The organism is Burkholderia torrens (genome assembly GCF_984668525.1).
Map to the genome: position 1 here is coordinate 194,897 of NZ_OZ480213.1, position 20,092 is coordinate 214,988.

17 protein-coding genes are annotated in these 20,092 nt (G+C 62.8%); 9 read left to right on the forward strand and 8 right to left on the reverse strand.

Annotated features, from left to right (window positions below):
• Positions 1-9: 9 nt before the first annotated feature.
• Both AC5LXX_RS31330 and AC5LXX_RS31335 read right to left on the reverse strand, forming a co-directional pair.
• Positions 10-1,797, reverse strand: a complete 1,788-nt coding sequence (locus AC5LXX_RS31330) for a thiamine pyrophosphate-binding protein (protein WP_493414008.1) — start codon at positions 1,795-1,797, stop codon at positions 10-12.
• A 74-nt stretch (positions 1,798-1,871) separates the two neighbouring features.
• A complete protein-coding gene (locus AC5LXX_RS31335) occupies positions 1,872-2,537 on the reverse strand; it encodes a ThuA domain-containing protein (protein ID WP_059708513.1) in 666 nt (221 codons plus the stop codon).
• 346 nt (positions 2,538-2,883) lie between these two features.
• On the opposite strand from AC5LXX_RS31335, the gene hisD reads away from it, so the two are divergent.
• Together hisD and AC5LXX_RS31345 are read left to right on the forward strand one after the other, a co-directional pair.
• The gene (gene hisD / locus AC5LXX_RS31340; protein ID WP_059708614.1) at positions 2,884-4,170 is read left to right on the forward strand and encodes a histidinol dehydrogenase; all 1,287 of its coding nucleotides are present in this window, start codon (positions 2,884-2,886) and stop codon (positions 4,168-4,170) included.
• Between the two features lie 441 nt (positions 4,171-4,611).
• Positions 4,612-5,742: a porin gene (locus AC5LXX_RS31345; RefSeq protein ID WP_493414009.1), complete on the forward strand. Its 1,131-nt coding sequence runs from the start codon at positions 4,612-4,614 to the stop codon at positions 5,740-5,742.
• 260 nt (positions 5,743-6,002) lie between these two features.
• Here AC5LXX_RS31345 and AC5LXX_RS31350 read toward each other — a convergent pair whose 3' ends face one another.
• Positions 6,003-7,280 (reverse strand): ABC transporter substrate-binding protein, encoded by a 1,278-nt coding sequence (locus AC5LXX_RS31350; RefSeq protein ID WP_493414010.1) that lies wholly within the window; start codon positions 7,278-7,280, stop codon positions 6,003-6,005.
• A gap of 451 nt (positions 7,281-7,731) precedes the next feature.
• On the opposite strand from AC5LXX_RS31350, the gene AC5LXX_RS31355 reads away from it, so the two are divergent.
• The 3 genes from AC5LXX_RS31355 to AC5LXX_RS31365 all read left to right on the forward strand — a co-directional run bounded on the left by AC5LXX_RS31355 (position 7,732) and on the right by AC5LXX_RS31365 (position 11,062).
• On the forward strand, positions 7,732-8,769 hold the full coding sequence (locus tag AC5LXX_RS31355; protein WP_493414011.1) for a glycoside hydrolase family 3 N-terminal domain-containing protein: 1,038 nt from the start codon (positions 7,732-7,734) through the stop codon (positions 8,767-8,769).
• Between the two features lie 9 nt (positions 8,770-8,778).
• Entirely contained in the window at positions 8,779-9,792 is a 1,014-nt protein-coding gene (locus AC5LXX_RS31360) for a glycoside hydrolase family 3 N-terminal domain-containing protein (protein ID WP_493414012.1), read from the forward strand.
• Between the two features lie 112 nt (positions 9,793-9,904).
• Positions 9,905-11,062 carry an MFS transporter gene (locus tag AC5LXX_RS31365; RefSeq protein WP_493414013.1) on the forward strand — a complete coding sequence of 386 codons (1,158 nt, stop codon included), beginning with the start codon at positions 9,905-9,907 and terminating at the stop codon, positions 11,060-11,062.
• Positions 11,063-11,131: 69 nt separating this feature from the next.
• On the opposite strand, the gene AC5LXX_RS31370 is transcribed toward AC5LXX_RS31365, so the two are convergent.
• From AC5LXX_RS31370 to AC5LXX_RS31390, 5 genes are all read right to left on the reverse strand, one after another.
• The gene (locus tag AC5LXX_RS31370) at positions 11,132-11,440 is read right to left on the reverse strand and encodes a YciI family protein (RefSeq protein ID WP_493414014.1); all 309 of its coding nucleotides are present in this window, start codon (positions 11,438-11,440) and stop codon (positions 11,132-11,134) included.
• A gap of 12 nt (positions 11,441-11,452) precedes the next feature.
• Positions 11,453-12,085, reverse strand: coding sequence for an FMN-dependent NADH-azoreductase (locus AC5LXX_RS31375; protein ID WP_493414015.1), 633 nt, complete (start codon positions 12,083-12,085; stop codon positions 11,453-11,455).
• Between the two features lie 50 nt (positions 12,086-12,135).
• The gene (locus AC5LXX_RS31380) at positions 12,136-12,966 is read right to left on the reverse strand and encodes an alpha/beta fold hydrolase (protein WP_493414016.1); all 831 of its coding nucleotides are present in this window, start codon (positions 12,964-12,966) and stop codon (positions 12,136-12,138) included.
• Positions 12,967-13,228: 262 nt separating this feature from the next.
• Entirely contained in the window at positions 13,229-14,116 is an 888-nt protein-coding gene (locus AC5LXX_RS31385; protein ID WP_493414017.1) for a sugar phosphate isomerase/epimerase family protein, read from the reverse strand.
• Between the two features lie 50 nt (positions 14,117-14,166).
• On the reverse strand, positions 14,167-15,837 hold the full coding sequence (locus AC5LXX_RS31390; RefSeq protein ID WP_493414018.1) for a GMC family oxidoreductase: 1,671 nt from the start codon (positions 15,835-15,837) through the stop codon (positions 14,167-14,169).
• A 163-nt stretch (positions 15,838-16,000) separates the two neighbouring features.
• On the opposite strand from AC5LXX_RS31390, the gene AC5LXX_RS31395 reads away from it, so the two are divergent.
• The 4 genes from AC5LXX_RS31395 (at position 16,001) to AC5LXX_RS31410 (ending at position 20,072) form a co-directional block, all read left to right on the forward strand.
• Positions 16,001-17,167, forward strand: coding sequence for a GlxA family transcriptional regulator (locus tag AC5LXX_RS31395; RefSeq protein WP_493414019.1), 1,167 nt, complete (start codon positions 16,001-16,003; stop codon positions 17,165-17,167).
• Between the two features lie 598 nt (positions 17,168-17,765).
• Positions 17,766-18,569 carry a transporter substrate-binding domain-containing protein gene (locus AC5LXX_RS31400; protein ID WP_493414020.1) on the forward strand — a complete coding sequence of 268 codons (804 nt, stop codon included), beginning with the start codon at positions 17,766-17,768 and terminating at the stop codon, positions 18,567-18,569.
• A gap of 4 nt (positions 18,570-18,573) precedes the next feature.
• Positions 18,574-19,308: an ABC transporter permease gene (locus tag AC5LXX_RS31405; RefSeq protein WP_493414021.1), complete on the forward strand. Its 735-nt coding sequence runs from the start codon at positions 18,574-18,576 to the stop codon at positions 19,306-19,308.
• Complete coding sequence (locus AC5LXX_RS31410) at positions 19,305-20,072, forward strand: ABC transporter permease (RefSeq protein WP_493414022.1); 768 nt, start codon at positions 19,305-19,307, stop codon at positions 20,070-20,072. Before AC5LXX_RS31405 ends, AC5LXX_RS31410 begins: the two co-directional genes overlap by 4 nt.
• Positions 20,073-20,092: the final 20 nt, after the last annotated feature.

A 20,092-nucleotide genomic window follows, 5' to 3' on the forward strand; every position in this document is an offset into this window, starting at 1 on the left:
CTGACTACCTTACAGATGTTGCTCTGATTTGCGGAATTGTGCGTATTCTTCCTGTCGCTCGTCGTCGATATAGGCCGGAATCGGGAAATCCCACCAGCCCGGCACCCACGGGCCGGCCGCGTCGCGATCCGTCGGAATCTCGATCAGGCATGGCTCGTTGCTTTCAAGCGCCTGCTGGAGAATCGGCTCGAGTTCGTCATTGCTGTTGACGCGCCACGACTTGAGACCGAACGCCTTGCCGACTGCCTCGAAGTCGGGCGAGTACGGGCGTCCGTCCGGATAGTTGAACTCGGTACCGATATGACGGCTCGTCTGCTTGCGCTGGCCGCCGCGAATCGACATATACCCGGCATTGTTCTGGACGATGAAGATCACCGGCAGGTTGTTGGTGACGCAAATCGCGATTTCCTGCGACGTCATCAGGAAGTCGCCGTCACCGAGGATGCATACCACCGGGCTTTCCGGCTTCGCGAGCTTCGCCCCGATGGCCGCGGGAACCGCCCAACCCATCGACGAAAAGCCGCCGGAGGTCAGGTGGGTACGCGGCGTGTAGACCGGGAAGGTCTGTTTGACCGCGCCCTGGGTGTTGCCTGAGCCGACTACCACGATGGTGTCGCGCGGGAAGATCTTGCGCAGCGCGCCGAGCGGCCGTTGCGACGTGAACGGGAAGCGGTCGGAATCGCGGCGCGTGGCGAGCTTGGCTTCCCATTCCGCCTTGTGTGCGGCGACCTCGGACAGATATGCGCCGCGGTCAGCCGAATCGCCTTCGAGCGCCTCGACGATGTGTGCGAGCGCGTACTTGGCGTCGGCCACGATGCCGACGGCGACCGGATAGTTCTTGCCGATCTCGTGCGGATCGATGTCGATGTGGATCAGCTTGCCGGGCGGAATCGAGAACGTGACGCCTTTCGCGTAGCTCGACGACGACCAGTCGGTGAAGCGGCAGCCGACCGCGATGATCACGTCCGCGCTCGACGCGACCTTGTTGCCGCACATCGTGCCGGTTTGGCCGACACTCCCCGCGAACAGCGCATGGTCTTCGGGGAAACCGCTCTTGCCGTTCCAGGTGGTGACGACCGGAATCTGCCACTTCTCGGCGAGCGCAAGCACTTCCGCAGCCGCTTCGCCGGTGATGACGCCGCCGCCGATGACCATCACCGGGCGCTTGGCCTGCCGCAGCACGTCGGCTGCCTTGTCGACCGCGACGGGATCCGGATACACCTTGCCGAGCGGCACGCGTTCCTCGAGCTGGTGCAGCGTGACTTCCGCGGCCTCGGCCTGCGTGTCCATCGGAATCTCGACGTGAACCGGTCCAGGGCGGCCGGTCAGCATCGAACTGAATGCACGATGCATGATGAACGGCAGCTCCTCGACGCGCTGTGCCACCCAATGGCGCTTGGACACGGCTTCGGCGATCTTCGGAAAATCGTTGTCGACGTAGCGTTCGAGTTCCTGAAGCAGGCCGTGACCGCGCATGTGCGTGGGCGGCCCGCCGGTGATGAGCATGACGCTCGTCGAATCGGTAAAGGCCGTTGCCATCCCGATGACCGTATTGCTCGCGCCTGCGCCGATCGACGTGACCGCCGCCATCGGCTTGCCCGACACGCGGTAGTAGCCGTCGGCCAGATGGACCGCACTTTGCTCGTGAAATACCTGGATGAAGCGAATCTCCGAGTCCTTCTCGAGGAACGCATCCGTCAGCGTCCAGATGCCGTGACCGGGAATGCCGGCAACGTATTCGACACCGTAGTTCTTCAACGTCTGGGCGACGATTTGACTTCCGGTAAGCTTTGCCATTTTTCTATCCTGACTGGAATTTGAGGACACCCGCGCGCGACAACGGCGGCCCGCGCGGAACTTCACTGACTACGTTACGCAGCCGGTCGCGCGGCCCATTGCAGGCCTTGCATCGTGAGGCGGCGAACGTTGATGTCGGACAGGTTGCCGACGTCGTGGCCGATCGAGTGGTAGAAGACGCGACCGCGTCCCCACTGCTTGACCCATGCGACCGGGCTGCGATTGCCGGCCAGCCACGGGAACGGCTTGCCGTCGAAGGTCGTTTCGGCCAGCACGTGATTGTTCGGATCGACCTGCATGTAGTACTGCTCCGAACGGACTTCGAAATCTTCGACGCCGTGCGTGACCGGATGGTCGTGATCGATCACGTTGACCATGTACGGATGCGGATAGCCCTCGCCGGCAGGGTGCTCGATGAAAGACCCGCCGAGCACCATGTGATACCGAAGGCTTGCGCGAAATGCCGCGGCGGCGCCGTGCCAGGCGGCGAGACCCGTGCCGTTCTCGACGGCGTCCAGCAGATGCTTCTCCTGGGACGCCGTCAGCGTCTCGGTCGTGACGGCGTTGTTCCAGCCGATCACGATCAAATCGAAGGCGGACAGATCGCGATCGAGCGTAAAGATGTCGGTCGAACCTTCGACCTCCCAGCCCAGTTCGTCGAACAGTCCGCGCGTCCATGCAGCGACTTCATACGGGTAGTGCCCCGGCCAGCCGCCGTACAGATGAAGAACTCGAGTCATGACTTCACTCCTTATTCAATGGAACTTATACGTATAAGGTGACGAAATGCTGCGCGCCCAAAATGACGATGTCAAGCACTGGAAAGCCCTCGATCCGGAGCACGGCAGAAGAGGGCGGCCGAGCGCCCCGGGTCTCGCGTCGCGCGGCGAAACGGGGGAGGGGACGCGCATCGGCATGTGCGTCGGCGCGGTGCGTCATGTCGCGTCAGCTTCGACGCGGATGCGAAATTGTGTCGGCAAATTCGGACCGCGAAAATTTGCTCGTGTGATCGAACTCGTTCGGATCGTGCACCGTCGCAACGCGAGCATCGCGCTGCATGATCGGGAACCACTCTTGGAGATTTTTGTGATCCAGCATCTTAAGAAAAGCAAGCCGATGGAGGCACAACTCGAGATCGCGAAGCAGGTGCGCGATACGGTCGAACAGATCATCGCGGATGTCGCCGCCAACGGAGACGCTGCCGTGCGCGAATACTCGATGCGGTTCGACAAATGGAATCCGGCCTCCTTTCGTCTGTCGGACGCGGAGATCAGCGCGTGTGTCGCGACCCTGTCGGAACGCGAACTGGACGACATCAAGTTCGCGCAGCAGCAAGTTCGCCGGTTTGCCCTGGCGCAGAAGGATGCGCTGCGTGACATCGAAGTCGAGACGCTGCCGGGTGTCGTGCTCGGTCACCGGAACATTCCGGTGAATTCCGTCGGCTGCTATATCCCGGGCGGGAAGTATCCGCTGCTGGCTTCTGCTCATATGAGCGTGCTTACGGCCAAGGTTGCCGGTGTCAAGCGTGTGGTGGCCGTGGCGCCGCCGTTCGACGGAAAGCCGCACCCGGCGATCGTCACGGCGATGCATCTCGCGGGAGCGGACGAGATCTATTGCGTCGGCGGCGTTCAGGCGATTGCCGCATTGGCACTCGGTACGGATCAGTTCGAGCCCGTCGACATGATCGTCGGCCCGGGCAATGCCTACGTGGCCGAAGCGAAGCGCCAGCTGTTCGGCAAGATCGGGATCGACCTGATCGCGGGCCCGACGGAGACGCTTGTCATCGCTGACGATTCGTCGGATGTCGAGATCGTTGCAGCCGACCTGCTTGGCCAGGCCGAGCATGGCGTGAATTCGCCGGTCGTGTTCCTGACGAATTCCGGCAAGCTCGCGGATGGCTTGCCGGCGGAAATCGAGCGCCAGCTCGCGGTGTTGCCGACCGCGGCCGTCGCCTCGGTCGCGTGGCGCGACTATGGCGAGATCATCCTGTGCGACACCGTTGACGAAATGGTCGAAGAAGCCGATCGGATCGCCTCCGAGCACGTTCAGGTCATGACGCGCGATCCGCTTTATTTCCTCGAGCACATGACGAACTACGGTGCGCTGTTCCTCGGCGACCGTACCAATGTGTCGTATGGCGACAAGGTGATCGGCACGAACCACACGTTGCCGACGACGAAGGCCGCACGCTATACCGGTGGGCTGTGGGTCGGCAAATTCATCAAGACCTGCACTTATCAGCGGGTGCTGACCGATGAAGCATCGGCCATGCTCGGTGAATACTGCTCGCGACTGTGTGCAATGGAGGGCTTTGCGGGGCACAAGGAGCAGGCCGATATCCGCGTCCGTCGCTTCGGAAGGCGAGCGGACTGACATCGGGCGGCAAGGTCGGGCAGCGATTCGGCACTCGAAAGAGTGCCGTTTTTTTTGGCGTTGAAGCGATCGGATTGGTGCGGCTCCAGGGCGCGCGAAAGCCCTATTCACGGCGTGAGTGCAAGTGCGTCGTAGTGCGACACAAATTATGTCTTTGCGAAATTGAGCGGCCTTTATTGGACTTCAATACTGCGTCGCGGGTGAGGAGGCAGTGAGCGGGTTTTCGTCCGACGCAACGCGTGCCGGACGGCAGCCCGACCGGAACACGCGGCAATCGTCAAACGGCAGGAGGGGTGACGATCAGCCGCCGCATGACGGCCTCCGCACCGTACGCCCGTCGTTCAGGATGGTTTTCATGGCGACGGCAAGAAACGGAGCGGTATGCGGGAGACGCATCAACACCGCTTTGATCGATGTGTACTTCGTGGACGGACAAGTGAAATGAAAAGAAAAGTCATCTCGGCGATCTCCCTGTCGATTACCGCTTACGCGGCCGGCGTGCATGCGCAAAGCTCGGTCACGCTTTACGGCATCGTCGATACCGGCATCGCGTACATTCACAACAGCGGCGGACAATCGTCGCAATGGAAGATGTCGGCCGGAAATCTGTCCGGAAACGAATGGGGGCTCAAGGGCACCGAGGATCTCGGCGGCGGCTTGTCCGCGAGCTTCCAGCTCGAGAACGGCTTCGATCTCGGCTCGGGTCAGTTGCAGAACGACGGCCGCATGTTCGGGCGGCAGGCGTTCGTCGGACTCGGCAGCACGCGTTTCGGAACGGTCACGTTGGGTCGGCAATACGATCCGGTGACCGATCTGATTCAGCCGATCACTGCCGATTCATACAGCGGCCTGTTCGCGCCGCCGGGCGATATCGACAACTACGACGACAGCGCGCGTTTCAATAGCGCGGTCAAGTGGACGAGCCCGTCGTGGGGCGGTGTCACGGTCGAGACCATGTATGCGTTCGGCGGCGTCGCGGGATCGACAGGCTCGGGGCAAAGCTGGTCGGCCGCGGCGGCCTACAGCGGCGGCGCGCTCAGCGTGGCGGGCGGGTTCCTGCACGTGGACAACGGCAACGCCAGGACGTCGGCACGCGGCACGACGAGCGCGGACAGTTTCTTCAACAGCGCCGTCAATGCCGCGTACGCAACTGCCCGCGGCATCGATATCGGGCGAATCGGTGCACAGTACGTCGTCGGGCCGGTCACGGCCGGCGCGGCGTACTCGTACACGCGATATACGTCGGACGGCGCGTCGACGTTCGCGGGTTCGCAGCACTTCCAGAACGGCTCCGTGTTCGCGAGCTGGATGGCGACACCGACATTCCAGGTGATCGGCGGCTACAACTACACGCGCTCGGGCGGCCATTCGTCGGCGACCTATCACCAGGCCAATCTCGGCGTCGACTATCTGCTGAGCAAACGGACCGACCTCTATGCGACGGCCGGCTATCAGCACGCGAGCGGCGACAACGGCCAGGGCAGCGCTCAAGCGGTGATCGGCTCTTACGACGTCAATTCGGGGGCGAATTCCCAGATCGTCGCGATCGTCGGCCTGCGCCACAAGTTCTGAGCTGCCTGTCACCTGCTCTGGACACATGAATCGGGCCGTTCCACGGCGTGCTGATTCCGACCGCGACATCGATATGGTCGGACGCCTGCGCGCGCAGGTGGCAGCACGGCGCGGACGGCCCGTCGCATTCGCTAATTGGGGATCAGGCGGATGACGGCGGCTTGCAGGTTGCCGCGCACGCGCATCGGCCATTCGATTGAAGGGAAATCCAGCGGATAGACGGGTCCCGCCCCGGACGGAGCGGGACAACACCGGCGACGTCAGTTGTTCTTTGCTGCGGTTGCCAGCTTCTTGACGGCAGTGGCGGAAGTCATCGACGGCGTGTTCACGAATTGCGTAATCACGTCGACGAATGACGCGCGAATGTCACGTTCCAACGCGGCATTCTCGATGAACGACGGGACCACTGCGCCCGATTTAGCGGCTGCAGCACGGTCGGCGAAATTCAGCTTGGCGCAGTCGTCGAATTTCGATTGCGGCACATCGAGCCGCGCGGGGATCGAACCTTTGCGCAAATTGAAGTTCTCCTGCACGTCGGAGCTGATGGCCAGATTGGCGAGCGTCGCCTGATTGGCCGCTGCGGCGGGATTCTTCTGTTTGAAGAACGTCATTGTGTCGACGACCCACACGAATGCGTGACCGCTTCCCGGCGTCGCCGCACATACGAAGTCGACGCCGGGTTTCTTGCCTGCCCGGAGGAACTCGCCCTTTGCCCAGTCCGCATGGATCTGCATCGCTGCCTTGCCATCGATGACCATTTGCGTTGCCACGTTCCAGTCTCGACCGGCCCGGTTCGGATCCGTGAAGCCGATGATCTTGCGCAATTGATCGAATACCTTGAGCATGGTGGGGCCCTGGATCGTCGCGGGATCGTGATCGATGATCGCCTTCTTGTAAAAGGCGGGGCCGCCGATGCCGATGACGAGATCGCTGAAGATCTCCGCTTCCTGCCAGTCCTCGCCGCCCAGCGCGACCGGGATGATGCCGTCCTTCTTCATGCGCTCGGCCAGCGCGTTGAATTCATCCCAGGTGGTCGGGACTTTGCCGCCGTACTTCTGCAGGATCTTGGCATTGATCCAGAACATGTTCTCGCGGTGCTCGTTGACCGGGACGCCATACCAGTCGTTCTTGTACTTCACGTAAGGAATCAGCTCGGGGGCGATCAGCTTGTCCCAGTTGCCGGCCTTCGCGAGGCTGTCGAGATTCGTGAGCTCGTTTTGTTCGGCATACGAAAAAAGCAGCTGCGGCTGGGCCTGTGCCGCTGCCGGGGCGCTCCCGGCAGCCAGCCGCGCCTGCAACGCCTGTTGTTGATTGGCACCGTCGTTGCCGGCGATCGCGCTGTCTTTCCATCCGATCCCCTTCTTCTGCAAGGCGTCCTTGAGCGCCTGGAGCGCATAGGCTTCGCTGCTGGAGGTCCATTGATGGACGACCTCGACCGTTTGCGTTTGTGCGCCGGCCATGCCGACCATGGAAAAGCTCGCGACGGTCGATGCGACCGCCCGTGCCGAAATACGCCGCAATATTGTTTTTGCCTTCACAATCCACTCTCCTCAGATGACATCGACCTTCGCCGGTTCCCGCTCGTGCGTGGCTATGCATGAGCGCCCGGCGAGTATCGGAAGGCAAATTGACGTATGCAATTTCGCGATTGTCCGTTTCGAGACGCACGATGACGCTACCAGGAGGCGCAATGGGTATGTCGGGATATCTCGCCGCGGGCGATCGACGCGGTTCAAAGCCTCGCGCATCTCGAGGATGCGCAGACCGACGCTCGATCTGCTTCGCTGTGCGTCGCAAAATGGCGAATAGCGAACTTGCCCGGACATTTTTCTATGGAGAGCATGCCGGCATGCAATCCGCCGAGCGCCTTGCAAGTGAAAACCGCCGGTTGTGTCAACCGTATCGACCATAACGACCGCATAGCGCGAATTCGTGTGGGCTCGGCGACCGTCGTAGCGAAATTTGCACCTTATACAGGGGAGTCCTGCTGTGAACGATTACGATCGAGACGCTTACGCCGTTCTGTTACCGGCATTCGCGGGCCTGACGCTCAGCGACGACGTGTGCCGATATCTCGACCGGGGCGGCGTGTCGATACTGCTGGGCGAGACGCGCGACGAGTACGTCGGCCGCGTGATGAGCGCGAAGCGCCGAACCGAGGAGACCGCCGCGCACTTCACGGACGTCGTCGAAGCGACCCGGCGGCGGGCAGGGGCAGGCGTTCTGGTCGCCGTCGATCAGGAACTCGGCGGGATACGACGATTGCATGATCTCGTGCCCGCACTTCCGTCGCTGGAAGAAGCACTGCGCGCCGGCACCGATACGATCGAGGAACGATCCGCCGCCGTCGCGGCCGCGGCGCGCGAACTGGGCATCAATCTGTTTCTGTCGCCGATCGCCGATGTCGTGACGGGCGCGAATCCTTGGCTCGACGGGCGACATCTCGGCGCTGCCGCCGATGTGCTGCGCATTGCCCGCGCGTTCGTGCAGGGCGTGCAATCGGCGGGTGTTGCGGCAACCGCCAAGCATTTTCCCGGGCATCCGGTCACGGAACTCGATCCGGCGCTCGATGAGGCAATCGTGGGCGGTGTGCTCGCCGACCTTGAGCCGACACTTGATGTATTTCGTGCATTGATCGCCAGCGGCGTCAAGGCTGTCATGGCGGGGCCCGCGCTGGTGCCTGCCATCGATGTCGCGCATCCATCGAGCACGTCGCGCGATACGCTTTCGTTGTTGCGTCACGAATTCTCGTTCCACGGGCTCATTATTTCCGACGATCTCGATGCGCCCGGTATCTTGCGCGGCAGAAGCATCGAGGCCACGGCCGTCGCCGCGCTCGATGCCGGTGCCGACTTGTTGCTCGTGTCGAGCGAAGCGGGGCTCGACCGCATTGCCGGCACCATCGTCGAAGCCGTCAGGAGCGGCGCTCTCGACGCGTCGCGGCTGGCGCAGGCGGCCAACCGCGTGCGTGCGCTCGCACGCGAACTGGATTGCGTGCAGGCCACCGGCCGCAACAAGAGCGAGTGAGGCGAATCGATGAGCGAACTTTCGCGCCAAGCGCATGCGGTGTTGTTTCCGGTGCTCGTGACACTCGAACTCGACGATCACATCGGCCGATTTCTCGATAACGGCGGAAAGAGTCTCCTGTTCGGCGAGACGGGCGAGGAATATGCGTCGGGCCAGATGAATGCGGAGCGCCGGCGCGGCGAGACGCTCGATGCATGGCACGGCACGGTCGAGCAAGCGACAGCCCGTGCGGGGCACATGCTGCTCGCGGCTGACGCGGACATCGCGGCCGTACACCGGCTGCAATGGCTGACGCCGCCCTTGCCGAGCCGGGACGACGCTCAACGGATGCCGCCACGCGAGCTGGAGGACATCTGCTTTGAAATGGCCACGGGTGTCGCGCGAACCGGAGTCAATCTGGTGCTGTCGCCGACCGCCGATGTCGTGACGGGCCGCAACCTGTGGCTAAGCGGCAGGACGCTGGCCGACGATCCGCTTCTGGCGGCGCGGATGGTCCGTGCGTACGTGCGCGGCGTTCGCCGCGCTGGTCTGCAGACCACCCTCAAACATTTTCCGGGGCATCCCCAACTGGTGGGCCACCCGGCCACGAGCGATGCCACCGTGCCGCTTTCGCTCGCCGAATTGAGGTCGCTTTGGGCGCCGTTCGAGGCGGGGATCGACGAGGGTGTCGATGCGGTGATGATGGGGCCGGCCCGCTTCCCGACGGTTCAGCCGGCGGTGGCGGCTTCGCTTTCGCCTGAACTGATTTCGGTCCTGCGCACGGAGCTGGGTTTTTCCGGCCTGGTGATGACCTGCGACCTCGATCACCGGGCGACCCAGGGCGATCGCGCGCTCGGCGACGTGGCTGTCGCTGCGCTGGCGGCCGGCGCGGACTTGCTGTTGCTGTCGCCCAAAGCGGTGCCGCGGATCGGTGAGGTTGCCGATGCAATCGCACGCGCGGTAGCGGACGGGCGACTGGAGGCGAGCCGCCTGCAGGCGGCCTTCGACAGCGTAAATGCCGCCGCCGGGAGGCGGCCCGCATGAACGCCGGGATCGTCGTACGCTTCCGTCGTATCCCGTCTTCACGCCGATACCGGAAGGTGGGCGTCGACGTCGGGACAGCGCCCGCGACTCGTCTGTTCACGCGTGTCGCGGCATGACTTCACGTCGACCGGCAGCGCGGGTCGCGACGCGCGTCGCATTCTTCGTGGCCGGATTCGGCGCTGCTTGCTGGGCGTCGCTCGTTCCGTTCATCAAACAGCGGGCGGCCATCGACGAGGCGACACTCGGCATGTTGCTGCTGTGTGTCGGGGGAGGCTCGGTGATCGCAATGATGTTGACGGGCACACTCGGCACCCGGTTCGGCAGCAAGCCGATCGTCGTCGGAGGTTGCGTCGGGCTGGCCGTGATGCTGCCGCTCCTGGCGATTGCTAACGACGCTGTCACGTTGGGTATTGCGCTGTTCGGATTCGGTGCGGCGCTCGGTTCGCTGGATGTCGCGATGAATATCAATGCGGTCGAGGTCGAGCGCATGGAAGGACGGCCGCTGATGTCGGGTTTCCATGCCCAGTACAGCATGGGGGGATTCGGTGGCTCGGCGTTGGCGACCTTTCTGCTGACCGCGCATACAGGTGTGCTCGCGAGTATGTTGTTGTGCTCGACGCTGATGTTCGCCGGGGTCCTGATTGCACGGCCCAACCTGATAGAAACGCCGCGGGGACGGGGCGGTCCGCTCTTTGCGGTGCCGCGCGGCATTGTGCTGTTGCTGGCGAGTCTAGTGGCCATTTCATTCCTTCTCGATGGAGTGTTGCTCAGCTGGGGCGCGTTGCTTATCTCCGGCAAAGGACTGGTTCCCGCCACGCAGGGTGGGCTGGGCTACATGCTTTTTTCGATCGCGATGATGGTCGGTCGGTTGAGTGGCGACATACTGACCACGCGCGTCGGAGACCGGTCGATGATGTTCTGGGGCGGATCGATCGCCACGGCGGGCATCGTCGTTCTGCTCGTTGCGCCGGTCGCTCCAGTCGCCCTCGCAGGCTTCCTGTTGATCGGGCTGGGTGCCTCGAATGTCGTGCCGATCATGTTTCGCCGGGCCGGGGCCCAACGCGCGATGTCGCCGTCGCTTGCCGTCGTGGCGATCACGATGACCGGTTATGGCGGTAGTCTCGTTGGCCCGGCCGGCATCGGCTTCGTCGCCAGTAAAGCAGGGTTGTCGACCGCGTTCTGGCTGCTGGCCGGCTTGATTTGCGTGATTCCGTGTTGTGCCGGCTTTGTCACGAATCCGCAAGCGGCGAGTGCTCGGCCGGCCGCGTGAATGGTCGGTCTTGTCTCGCGACGATTCCGGATTTTTGCAGGCAGCTAGACAGATGCAACGCGACGGAAGTCATACCGGCCGGGCGCCTCCTGCCCATCGCGCAGGAAAGGCGCTTGCACACAGCGCAGGGTCACAGCATTGGATGTCGAAGGTCGCCAGCCGGAGAGTATCGAACGGGTCTTCGGCGATCATTTTCTCGATATCGCTCCGGTGGTCCGCGTAGGCGAGAAAAAAACCGGCGGCCTCTCCCTGCAGCGGCCCCGCGAACAGAATGCTTCCCGCCTGAACATGTTTGACGAGCCACGCCTTGTGGGATTCCAGGTGAGCGTGAACCTCTTCCGCGGGACGCGTGTAGTTCAGCTTGATGGCAAACAGCATGGAGGACTCCTGTTACTTGACGGGCTGTTCATCGGGCGTGCGTACGTCGGCGATGGCGGCCCTGGCGCGTGCGATACCTTCGTCCCGTACCGGCTGGCCTTTCGATGCCCCCTCGGCACGGACAAACCGGACATCGGTTATACCCAGGAAGCCGAAGAAACTTTTGAGATAGTTTTCCTGGAAATCCATGCGAACCAGCGGTCCTTCCGCATAAAACCCGCCGCGGGCGGACACGACGACGACGCTTTTGTCGGTGGCCAGGCCCACCGGGCCATGCTCGGTGTATCTGAAGGTTCGTCCGGCCTGCGCGACACGATCCAGCCATGCTTTCAGTTGACTCGGCACCGAGAAGTTGTACATCGGCGCACCGACGACAATGACGTTGCTGGCCAGAAACTCCGTCACCAGCGTTTCTGATACCCGATGCTCGCGAGTCGCATCGTCGTCGAATTTGTCTGTCGCGATGTCGCGGAACCCGGCAGCGATCGGTCCGGTCAAGTGGGCAATTTCGTCGCGGACGAGATCGCGGTAGATCACTTCGGTCGATGGATGTCGTGCACGCAAATGGGCTACGACGGCAGCGGACAGTGCTCGCGTGATGGAGTTGTCGCCCAGAATGCTGGAATCGAGATGCAGGATTTTCATTTCAGTCTCGCAGTGATGAAGAGATAAACGTCTTCGGATTCCGAAGATCGTTATGGCAGAACCGTTCGTGCGGCCCGATCGATCAGTCTTGCGACGTCGTCGGGGTGAGACAGCATCGACATGTGACTGGAGCGAATGGTCGTTACCGTTGCCCCGATTCGCTGGGCGATGGCCTGCTGCACGGTTTCCTTGAGCGCGTTGTCGCCAGTCGTTTGCAGATACCAACGGGGCTTGTCATGCCAGGCCGCATGCCGCACCTTGCCGGTGAAACAGGCGATCGCGATCGGCTGTTGAGTCGAAGTCAGCGCCTTGACCTGTTCAAAAGGAAGGTCTCCCGCCATGACGTGCTGGAACTGGCGGGCATCGTCCAGCCATACCAGTCCTCGGGCGTCTGGTGACAGGCCCGTCATCGGCGCGTCGAGCTTGTGCAGCAGGTCGTCGACTGACTCGCCGTCGTCCGGAACCAGTGCCGACAGGTAAACAAGCCCCTTCACATTGGCGGCATTGCCGGCTTGCGTAATCACCGCGCCTGCCCACGAATGGCCGACCAGGAGCACGTCTCCGGTTTGTCGGCGCAGCACGTTCTCGGTCGCGGCAACATCATCGTCGAGGGAAGTGAGCGGATTCTGCACGGCCGTCACGTGATAACCCATGCGCTGCAGCCTGCTGATGACCGGCTGCCAGCTCGACCCGTCGGCGAACGCGCCATGGACGAGCACGATGTTGCGCACCGCCGGCGCTGTGGCCGCCATCGTGTGACTGCTTGCGAGCGTCGTCGTGAATGCGACGGCCGCGAGCAATCGGCCGAACCAACTGGCCGGGCAGCGGGGCTTTCGCGTCTGAAAGTAATGCGGATGGCCCTGACGGGACGGGAATGGCATGAACGAGTCGCTCCGACGATTGCAAACACGGGACAAATTTATACGGCTCTTGTCGACAATTGCAGAGGGCAGACCGGACATTGTTCATGCAAAATTCGCCACGCGGGTCACCGTCGATGGGGGGGGCGCCGGCGCGTGTGGCGAACGTCGCAGTCGAACGGAGAGCTGGCGGGCGTGACCGATCAAACCGGACGATGTGCGGTTCGCGATCGGACCGCGACGCCACGCCGAATGGTGGCGCCCGACGGGCGCCACGGGCGAGTCACGCCACGAGCCGCGCCATCAGGCTCTTGAGCTGTGCGGCAACGGATGCCGCGTTCTGTTGCTGCTGCTTTTTGCAGAACAGCTCGCAACTCCACCATCCGCGATAACCGGTTGCCTTGACTGCATCGGTCCATTGCTGCAGGTCTATTACGCCTTCTCCGGTCGGGACATCGCGGAGCACTTGTTCGTCCGGAATCCCGCCGGTGAAGGGGAGTGAATCGCACACATGCACGCCATAGATGACGCGCGAATCTAGCTTCGCGATGTCGTCGGGTGTCACGCCGGATGTGTGGCAGTGCCAGTAGTCGATGACGATTTTCACGTTATCCCGGCCGGCCGCATCAATCAGCTGGATCGATTTGTCGATGCCGTTGATAGGCGCCCACGACAGCGCTTCCAGGTACAGCACCAGGCCGCGCTCGGCGGCCATGTCGGCCAGTCGAGCGAGATTTTTCGCGGTGGCCGAGATCTGCCGCGCATGCGGCAGGCCGAGTACGCCGGCGTAGCGGTCGGTCCTGCCGTTCTGCGTCCACTCGACGACCAATCGAACGTCGACCGGTCCGGTCAGTACCTGCACGCCTTGCGCGCCGGCGAGCGATGCCAGCTCGAACAACTCGTTGGCACGCGCGTACATTGCCGATGCCTGCTGACCTTGCCGCTCGATATCGATCAGAAATCCCATTCCGGGGACATAGATGTTTTCGAGCAGCGCTTTCAGGTCCTCGGGGCCGTAGCCCGAGGCTAGGTACGCTTCCAGCTTGTCCGCCCCCAGCTCGATACCGTCGAACCCGATTGCGGCGATTGTGTCTAGGTCGGTGATCAGGTTGGAAAACCGCGAAACCGTGGTATGAAAAATCAGAGCATTCGTTTTGCTTTGTGCGGCCATTTTCAAGTATCCAGTCAAGAACGGGATGATTGTGTTGCTCAAGCGTAGGATCACGAAGCTACTTGAGACGGCTCGGAATCGATCGGTACGGATGCATGCTTGACGCGCGTCATCGGCGCTTTACCCAAAATGAGATCAGCGGCTTTCTCGCCGATCATGATGCAGACGGAGTTGAGATTGCCCGAAATGATATTCGGCATGATGGAAGCGTCCGCCACTCTAAGCCCATCGATACCATGTACGCGTAGCGCCGGGTCCACCACTGAGTCGCTGTCGGTGCCCATGCGGCAAGTCCCGCACGGGTGAAGCGCTGCGTGCGCGTCCTGCTGGACAAATTTCCTCAATCCGTCGCGACTGGCTGTCTGTTTACCCGGTACGATTCGTTGTGCGATGTACTTGCTGATCGCGGACTGTCCCATGATGTCGATAGCCTTTTCGCAACCGTCGACTACCGCTTCGAGGTCATATGGATCGCTGAAGTACTCGGGGAAGACTCGAGGAACATCCATCGGATTGGGGCTTGACAGCTCGACGAAGCCGCGTGAGCGAGGACGAATCTGTCCGAGATTGATGGTGCAGCCGTTTCCTCCCGGCACGCTGTCGACGCCTTCCTCGATCCCGGCGCCGACAACGAGGAAATATTGAATGTCAGGCGTTGACGCTTCCTTGTCGCCCCACCAGAACGCGCCGCCCTCAATCAAGTTGGACACGGCCGGTCCGTTTCTGAACAACAGATAGTTCAGGCCGGCAAGCGCTTTCCAGTGCGGCTTCTTGTACTTGTCATAGCTATAGGGTCCGTTCAACTGGTAGATAAGCGAAATTTCAATGTGGTCCTGAAGATTCCTGCCCACGCCTGGGAGGTCCTGCGTGACGGTAATTCCGTGCCTTTGCAACTCGGCGGATGGCCCAATCCCGGACAGCATCAGCAGCTTCGGGGTACCGAGCGCGCCTGCCGAAACGACGACTTCGCGATTTGCTCGCATCTGCTCGATTTTTCCGTTCCGCAGGAATTCGACACCAACGGCACGGCCGTTTTCGATGAGTATTCTCGTGACACGCACGCCGGTACAGACTGTCAGGTTGGGTCGATTCAATGCCGGATGAATGTATGCAACGGCAGCACTGCTGCGACGGCCATCGCGTGCAGTAATCTGATAAAGGCCGCAGCCGGCCGGTTGCCCGCTATTGAAATCTTCGTTGTACGGCAGGCCGGATTGCTGGCAGGCCTTGAGCCATGCCTTGGTCAATGGATGAATATGCGGGATGTCGGACACGCGCAGCGGGCCGCCGATGCCGTGGACATCGTTGCAGAAGCGCTCGTTGTCTTCCGCGCGTTTGAAGTAGGGCAGGACGTCATCGAAGCCCCAGCCGCTCGCGCCGGAATCTCGCCATTGGTCGTAGTCCGATGGAACACCACGTATGTAGATCATCGCGTTCACGGAGCTTCCGCCGCCAAGCACGCTTGCCTGGACCATCGTCGGCATTTCGGTACGCGCTTGGCCCTCGGTTGGATGCCACGGGAGGCGCTTGAGGAGCGGTCCTTGTGCAGTCTTGTAGTAGGCGCCGGGGATATGGATATATGGACTGCGGTCCCATGGCCCTTCCTCGAGGAGTGCGACGCTCGCGTCTTTGTCTTCGCTGAGGCGCCCTGCGACAACGCAACCGGTCGATCCCCCGCCAACAACGATGTAGTCCGCCGACTTATTGTCTCGATTCGTCATTTTCCTTGTACTCGTTCACGATGTGGCGCGCGCTCTGCGCTGAATCGGCTGCGCTTCAATCCGTCGGGCCGCAAACCGCCGCTGTTCGCCAGCAAATATCTTCCGGCGCCGAACCTGTTCTGACAATTTCGCTGTGGCCTGATTGATGACGCAAAGTGGCGCAATGAATTTGCTGATTGAGGATGGGACGGCGGCCGTCGTGCAAGATGGCTCCGCTCGGCGCGTTTCGGTTGGCAGGTGGAGCACAGTTCGTGCAAAATCCGCCAACTCGGCCGAATTGACGGAGTACACTGTGCGCATAGGAATCGTTGCAGTCGAAGGGAGTCTGCTGTCTCCCATCACGGGCCTTGCCGACCTGTTCTGGATGACCGCCCAGGCATTGCGGTCGCCGCCCGGCGGCGGCGTCCACGGGGAGTCGACCGTGTCCGGATTCGAGACCATCATCGCGAGCGCCGACGGACGGGCGCTACGGGATCCTCAGGGCCGCCTGATTCCGGTCGATGCGTCGTTTGATGAGTTGACGCAATGCGATGTCGCACTCGTCACCGGCATGGCGCTCGGCCCGGACCGGCTGCCGCCGGTGTCGGACTCGACCGGGCAGGCAGCGGCGTGGCTGCGAGCGCGTCATCACGAGGGCGCGCTGGTGGGCGCAGCATGTGCGGGGACCTTCGTCCTGGGCGAGGCCGGCTTGCTGAACGGCAGGCGTTGCACCACGACCTGGTGGCTACACCATGCGTTCAGGCAGCGGTTTCCCAAGGCGCGCCCGGCGTGGGGCACCGCAGTGGAAGAACAGGATCGCATCGTCACGACAGGCGGGCCCTTGTCCTGGGTCGATCTGGCGTTGCACGTAATCAGGCGGGAAGCAGGGGCCGAAGTCGCTCGCCTCGCCGCCGATATTTCGGTAGCCGACACGATGCCGCTGCCACAGCTGGCGTACGCTCCTCGGGGATACATCAATGCTACCGATCCGCTCCTTCATCAAGCGGAGCAGATCGTCCGCCACACCATTCCCGGATTGACCGCGGAAGCGCTGGCTGGCGCACTGGGTCTCAGTGAGCGAACCCTGCATCGGCGACTGAAGAGCTTGACCGGCGAATCGCCAAAGGGGTTCATTACGCGCGTCAGAATCGAAATGGCTTGCGTGCTGCTTGAAACACCGGGGGCCAGCATCAAGCAGGTCGCGTCGCAATGCGGTTATGGAGACGAGACTTCTTTTCGGCGTGCGTTCGGCCAGCTAATAGGCATGACCCCCGCGGATTACCGACGATGGTCTATCCGGCGGAACACCAGCGCGAGCATCACTCCTGAGCCCGAGGCTGGTCCCGATTGATGCAGGGTCTGGGAGAATCCGCCGGAATGTCGAAGGCTGTCATGTTCCGGCGGACGTGCCTGGTGCACATCAGCGTGCCAGTCGCCCGGCGTCCCGTTGCCGTTACCCAGCCGATATCCGTGCTTCGCGCGACGCCGTGTTACGGTCGGGCGCCGGCTCCCTCCTCTTCAGCGGTCCAGCTTTGCGACACGCTCGCTGAGCGTCCGCGCATGCTGCGCACGGAAGCGTGCGACGTACCGCCGGGCTTGTGACGCGCATTCGCCGCCGCCCGTCACGCGCGGCGTCCATCTCCCCGCGCCGGATCGACAACGAATCGATCACACTGGCGCAAACCTGCCTGCTGCTCCACGCATCGAACCGGAACGTATCGATCTCGTCGTGCGAATTGCCGTAGAAGCGCGATTCGTTGGGTGAATGACGTCAGTTCGACGGATATGAATTTGGACACGTGCCGGACCCACACGGGCGGCATATGACCCGATCAGATATTCATCGAAAAAATAACCATTTGGTACACGCCTCGGCAGGCACTACAGTCTCGCATCCTGCTGCCGGCTGCGAAGCCGGTCGTTCCGACGTTATTCCGGAAATTCGCCACATGAATCGTTTGATGCGTTCGAGGGTCCGCCGTGCCGCGGCCGCGCTGTTCGTATTCGGCCTCGCGCCGGTTTCCCATGCGGCCCAGCCGACACTGCGCGTCGGCATCGACGCCGAGTCCTATCCGCCGTTCTTCTCGAAGGACGCTGCCGGCAAGTGGAAGGGCTGGGAAGTCGACGTGCTCGATGCCGCATGCGGCAAGCTCAACGTGCGGTGCGAGCTCACCGACATTGCGTGGGACGGCCTGATTCCGGCGTTGCAGAACCGCAAGATCGACGTGATCTGGTCGTCGATGACGATCACCGGCGAACGGCAGAAGGCGATCGATTTCAGCCGTGCGTACTACGAATCGCCGACGGTGTTCGTCGGTGCGAAAAACGACCGGCGCCGCGTCGACTGCGCGGTGCCCGCGAGCTTCAAGGGCCGCGTGATCGGCGTCGAGGCCGGTACGAATTTCTCGGCGTTCCTCGATTCCCGCTTCAAGCAGGACGCGCAGATCAAGGCGTTCGACAAGTTCGACAATGCGCTCGCGGATCTGGTGTCTGGCCGCGTCGACTACGTGCAGGAAGGCAAGGGGCTGTTCACCGCGTTTCTCGCGTCGCGCGACGGCAAGGACTTCGAGGTCAAGACCGCGTGCGCGGACAATCCGGTGCTGGGTCTCGGCATCGGCGCGGGCGTGCGCCACGGCGATGCGCTGCGCGGCAAGTTGTCGACCGCGATCGCGCAACTGCAGCAGGACGGCACATGGGATGCGATCACCGCCCGCTACCCGAACCTGAAGGGAACGATCGAGAAGGGCCGCTGACCCGATGGCCGCGGACGATTCGCTGCTCGCGCTGCTCGCATTCGGCGACGGCGGGTATGGCCGCGTGTTCGCGAGCGCGTTCGCGCTGACGTTCGGCGTCGCGGCGTCGTCGTTTTGCACTGGCACACTGCTCGGCGTCGCCGGCGCGCTCGGCAAGCTGTCGCGATACGCAGCGCTTGCATGGTTCGTGCGTCTCTATACGACGCTCGTGCGCGCGCTGCCCGAACTGTTGTGCCTGCTGCTGGCGTTCTACGCGGTTGCGCCTGCCGTCGAAAATGCGCTGCGCGGCAGCGGTCTCGTATCCGCCGACTTCGCGTTCGACCCGTTCGTCGTCGCCGCACTGTCGCTCGGTTTCATCCAGGGCGCGTATCTGACCGACATCTTCCGCGCGGCGCTCGTCAACGTCCCGATCGGCCAGATCGAAGCCGCGCACGCGTACGGGATGACGCCATGGCAGACCTTGACGCGCATCCGGCTCCCGGCCGCGGCGCGGCTCGCGTTGCCGGGCGTCGGCAACGTGTGGCTGAACGCGACCAAGGACGCGTCGTTCATCAGCGTGCTCGGGTCGTTTACGGATCTGCTGAAGGCGAGCCAGCTCGCGGCCGGTGCGACGCGGCACTACGTTTTCTTCTATCTCGTCACGGCCGCACTGTTCCTGCTGCTGAGCATCACGTCGACCGGCATCTTCGCGGCGCTCGAACGGCATGCGAATCGTGGCACGAGGCGCGCGACTCCATGATCTTCTCGCTGCCGTTCCTGCTCGACACGGTGATGCCGAAGCTGCTCGCCGCGGTGCCGACGACGCTGGCACTGACGCTTTTGTCGGGTGCGGCCAGCATGCTGCTGGGTGTGCCGCTCGCGCTCGCCGCCGGTGCACGCCACACGCCGCTGCGCTGGTCCGCGCGCAGCTGGCTGATGCTGATCCGCGGCACACCGCTACTCGTTCAACTCTATCTGCTGTACTACGGATTCGGTCAGATCGTCCCGCGCGAATGGATGCGCGACAGCTGGGCGTCGCCGCTGCTGCGCGACGCGTTCTGGTATGCGGTCGTCGCGTTGAGCGTGAACGAGAGCGCGTATGTCGCGACGATCCTGCGCGGCGCGATCGCCGGTGTGCCGGCCGGCGAGATCGAGGCCGGCCATGCATACGGGATGACGCGCGTGCAGGTGCTGCGCCGCATCGTCGGCCCGCGTGCGTGGCGGCTCGCGCTGCCCGCGCTCACAGGAGAGGCGATCCTGCTGCTGAAATCGACCGTCCTCGCATCGACCGTTACCGTGTTCGACGTGATGGGCACGGCCAATACGCTGCGCTTCGAGACGTTGCGCGTGTACGAACCACTGGTCGGTGCGGCCATTGTCTATGTCGTGCTGGTCGCGCTGCTGACCATTCCCGCCGCCCGTCTCGAGAAGCGCGTCAATCGCTACCTGACGCGCGCGCCCGACGACCGCCTGCCCGCACGGCGCCGCCGCGCGTCGTCGGGTGCGTGGGCGGCACCCAACTGATGACTGCCCTGGTAACGAAT